We start from the raw sequence: 3,636 nt of genomic DNA on the forward strand, positions 1-3,636 counted from the left end.
AAGTCGGTATTGGCGATGGCGTTAATCAGCTGCTGCGTCGCCAGCTGCTTGCGCAGCGCTTCGGCGTACTGATCGGCACTGAAACCCATGCTGGCGATCAGGCCGTTGTATTTCGCGTTGTCGAACTTACCGTTGGTCTGGAAAGCCTGCTGATTGAAAATAGCCTGCTTCACCTGATCGTCGCTGATGCCAATGTGCAGATCTTTGATGTACTGATCGAGCAGCGCCTGATCGATCAACTGTGACAGCGCCTGCTGGCGCATCTGCTGCATGTAGCCGTCGTTGCTGGCCAGCTGCGAGAACTGGTCGCCCAGCATCTGCTGCTGACGGTTGCGCTCGTTGTTAAACGCCTGTTCCAGCTCACCGCGGCTAATTTCATGGCCGTTCACTTTGGCAGCGTAATCGCTGTTACCGCCAATCAGGTAGTTGCCCACCCCGGTCAGTACGAATGACAGGATGATCAATCCCAGAATGATCTTGAGCACGACATGGTTCGACGCCGCGCGTAAATTGTCCATCATGGTATGACAACACTCCGCTGTAGTGTGGATGTAAAGCTCAGACACGATGTCATCATCGTGCAGCTGCGGTTCAGGCTGGCAGCTGGCAACCATGCGGAGACTGAAGCCAGCGGCTAAAGTCGCGCATCAAGATAAAAAAAGGCACATCAAAAATGATGTGCCCGTATGTTACATGAGAACGCCTTTTTCGTCCTCAATCCATGGAAGAAAATGCTTCGATGGACAGGTCAGCGGTCATTAATTGACGGCGTCTTTCAGTGCTTTACCTGCACGGAAGCCCGGTACTTTACCAGCCGGGATGGTGATTTCTTTACCGGTTTGTGGGTTACGGCCGGTGCGGGCAGCACGCTCGCGTACAGAGAAGGTACCGAAACCGACCAGTGCCACTTCGTCACCGCCTTTCAGCGCGTCAGAAACGGAGCCCATGAATGCATCTAACACACGTCCCGCTGCCGCTTTAGAAATGTCAGCGTCTGCAGCAATTTTGTCGATCAACTGTGACTTATTCACTCTCTTCATCCCCTCTTTTATTATTCACTCGCACCCGCGCTTCCCGCCCGGTGCGAACGCGCAGCCATTTATATCAAGCCTGTGGAGCTGAAACAACGGTATTCATCTTAATCGTTGATCCAGCAGCCCCCTAAATTAGCGGCACAAAAAAAAGCTGGCAAGCCCGATTTGGCCTGCCAGCTTCGCTTTTTAGCGCTTTTTGTCGCTAATCACTATTTTGCCGTGGCAACCTGCATCCCGTACGGGGCATTTTCCAGCGCCAGGCTCAGCACTTCTTCAATACGCTTCACCGGATGGATCGACAGATCGGCAATCACGTTCTGTGGAATCTCTTCCAGATCGCGCTTGTTTTCGTCCGGGATCAGCACGGTTTTGATGCCGCCGCGATGCGCCGCCAGCAGTTTCTCTTTCAGGCCACCAATCGGCAGTACCTGACCGCGCAGTGTGATCTCGCCGGTCATCGCCACGTCCGAACGCACCGGGTTACCGGTCAGACAGGAGACCAGTGCGGTACACATCGCGATACCGGCGCTTGGACCATCTTTCGGCGTCGCCCCTTCCGGTACGTGTACGTGGATATCACGCTTCTCGTAGAAGTCGCCGTTGATGCCGAGTTTCTCCGCACGGGCGCGGACTACCGTCAGCGCCGCCTGGATGGACTCCTGCATCACCTCACCGAGTGAACCGGTGTAGGTCAGCTTGCCTTTGCCCGGCACGCAGGCGGTTTCGATGGTGAGCAGATCGCCGCCCACTTCGGTCCACGCCAGGCCGGTGACCTGACCAACACGGTTTTCGCTGTCGGCACGGCCGTAATCAAAGCGCTGCACACCCAGGAAATCCTTGAGGTTTTCGCTGGTGATTTTGATGCTCTTTTTCGCTTTGTCCATCAGCAGCGCTTTCACCGCTTTACGGCACAGCTTGGAGAGTTCGCGCTCCAGGCTACGCACGCCCGCTTCACGGGTGTAATAGCGGATAATGCCGATAATGGCGCTGTCGTCAACGCTGATCTCTTTCTCTTTCAGCGCATTACGCTCGATCTGCTTCGGCAGCAGGTGCTGTTTAGCGATGTTGAGCTTCTCATCTTCGGTGTAGCCGGAGAGACGGATCACTTCCATACGATCCAGCAGCGGAGCCGGAATGTTCATGGAGTTAGAGGTAGCCACAAACATCACATCTGACAGATCGTAATCCACTTCCAGATAGTGATCGTTGAACGCAATGTTCTGCTCCGGATCCAGTACCTCCAGCAGCGCTGAAGCCGGATCGCCGCGCATGTCGGATGACATTTTGTCGATCTCATCCAGCAGGAACAGCGGGTTTTTCACGCCGACTTTGGCCATTTTCTGGATCAGTTTGCCCGGCATCGACCCGATATAGGTACGACGGTGGCCGCGGATTTCCGCTTCATCACGCACGCCACCCAGCGCCATACGCACATATTTACGGCCGGTGGCTTTGGCGATTGACTGTCCCAGCGAGGTTTTACCCACGCCCGGCGGTCCGACCAGACACAGAATCGGCCCTTTAATTTTGCTGACGCGACTCTGCACCGCAAGATACTCAAGGATGCGGTCTTTCACGCGCTCCAGACCGTAATGGTCGGTATCCAGCGTCTCCTGCGCTTTCCGCAGGTCTTTTTTCACCTTGCTGCGCGCGTTCCACGGTACCTGCACCATCCAGTCGATGTAGCCGCGCACCACGGTGGCTTCCGCTGACATCGGTGACATCATCTTCAGCTTCTGCAGTTCGGCTTCGGCCTTCTCGCGCGCCTCAGCCGGCATTTTCGCCGCGTCGATTTTGCGTTTCAGCGCTTCGTATTCATCCGGCGCATCATCCATCTCGCCCAGCTCTTTCTGAATCGCTTTCATTTGCTCATTCAGATAGTACTCGCGCTGGCTTTTCTCCATCTGCTTTTTAACGCGGTTGCGAATACGCTTCTCAACCTGCAGCAGATCGATTTCCGATTCCATCATCGCCATGAGATATTCCAGACGCTCATTGATGTCGGACATCTCCAGCACTGACTGTTTGTCAGCCAGCTTAAGCGGCATGTGCGCCGCCACGGTGTCGGCGAGACGCGCCGCGTCGTCGATGCTGTTGAGTGAAGTCAGCACCTCCGGCGGGATTTTTTTGTTCAGCTTGATGTAGCCTTCAAACTGATTGATGGCGGTACGCACCAGCACTTCCTGCTCGCGCTCTTCAATTTCCGGCGAGATCAGGTATTCGGCCTGGGCAACAAAGTGGTCGCCATTGTCCGCTAAAGTGGTGATGTGTGCGCGCTGAAGACCTTCCACCAGCACCTTAACGGTGCCGTCTGGCAGTTTCAGCATCTGCAGTACGGAAGCAACGGTCCCTACCGCGAAGAGATCGTTAATACCAGGTTCATCCGTTGAAGCCTCTTTCTGGGCAACCAGCATGATCTTCTTGTCATGATCCATCGCCGCTTCGAGGCAACGAATCGATTTTTCCCGACCAACAAACAACGGAATTACCATGTGCGGATAAACCACCACGTCGCGCAACGGCAACACGGGGATTTCAATGCGTTCAGAACGCTCAGGATTCATAGAGCTCTCTCTTAGTTTAATGTCCGCCAGGTGATGGG

At 54.9% G+C, this 3,636-nt stretch carries 3 protein-coding genes; all 3 read right to left on the reverse strand.

From position 1 onward, the window contains the following. A partial coding sequence (locus tag FT726_RS26425) for a SurA N-terminal domain-containing protein (RefSeq protein WP_346303762.1) occupies window positions 1-521 on the reverse strand: 521 nt, incomplete at its 3' end. 237 nt (window positions 522-758) lie between these two features. Then, window positions 759-1,031 carry a nucleoid-associated protein HU-beta gene (hupB, locus tag FT726_RS26430; protein WP_014606441.1) on the reverse strand — a complete coding sequence of 91 codons (273 nt, stop codon included), beginning with the start codon at window positions 1,029-1,031 and terminating at the stop codon, window positions 759-761. Between the two features lie 212 nt (window positions 1,032-1,243). After that, complete coding sequence (gene lon / locus FT726_RS26435) at window positions 1,244-3,598, reverse strand: endopeptidase La (RefSeq protein ID WP_346303763.1); 2,355 nt, start codon at window positions 3,596-3,598, stop codon at window positions 1,244-1,246. Window positions 3,599-3,636: the final 38 nt, after the last annotated feature.

It is taken from the genome of Pantoea sp. Morm, assembly GCF_016643525.1.
GTDB lineage: Bacteria > Pseudomonadota > Gammaproteobacteria > Enterobacterales > Enterobacteriaceae > Pantoea > Pantoea dispersa.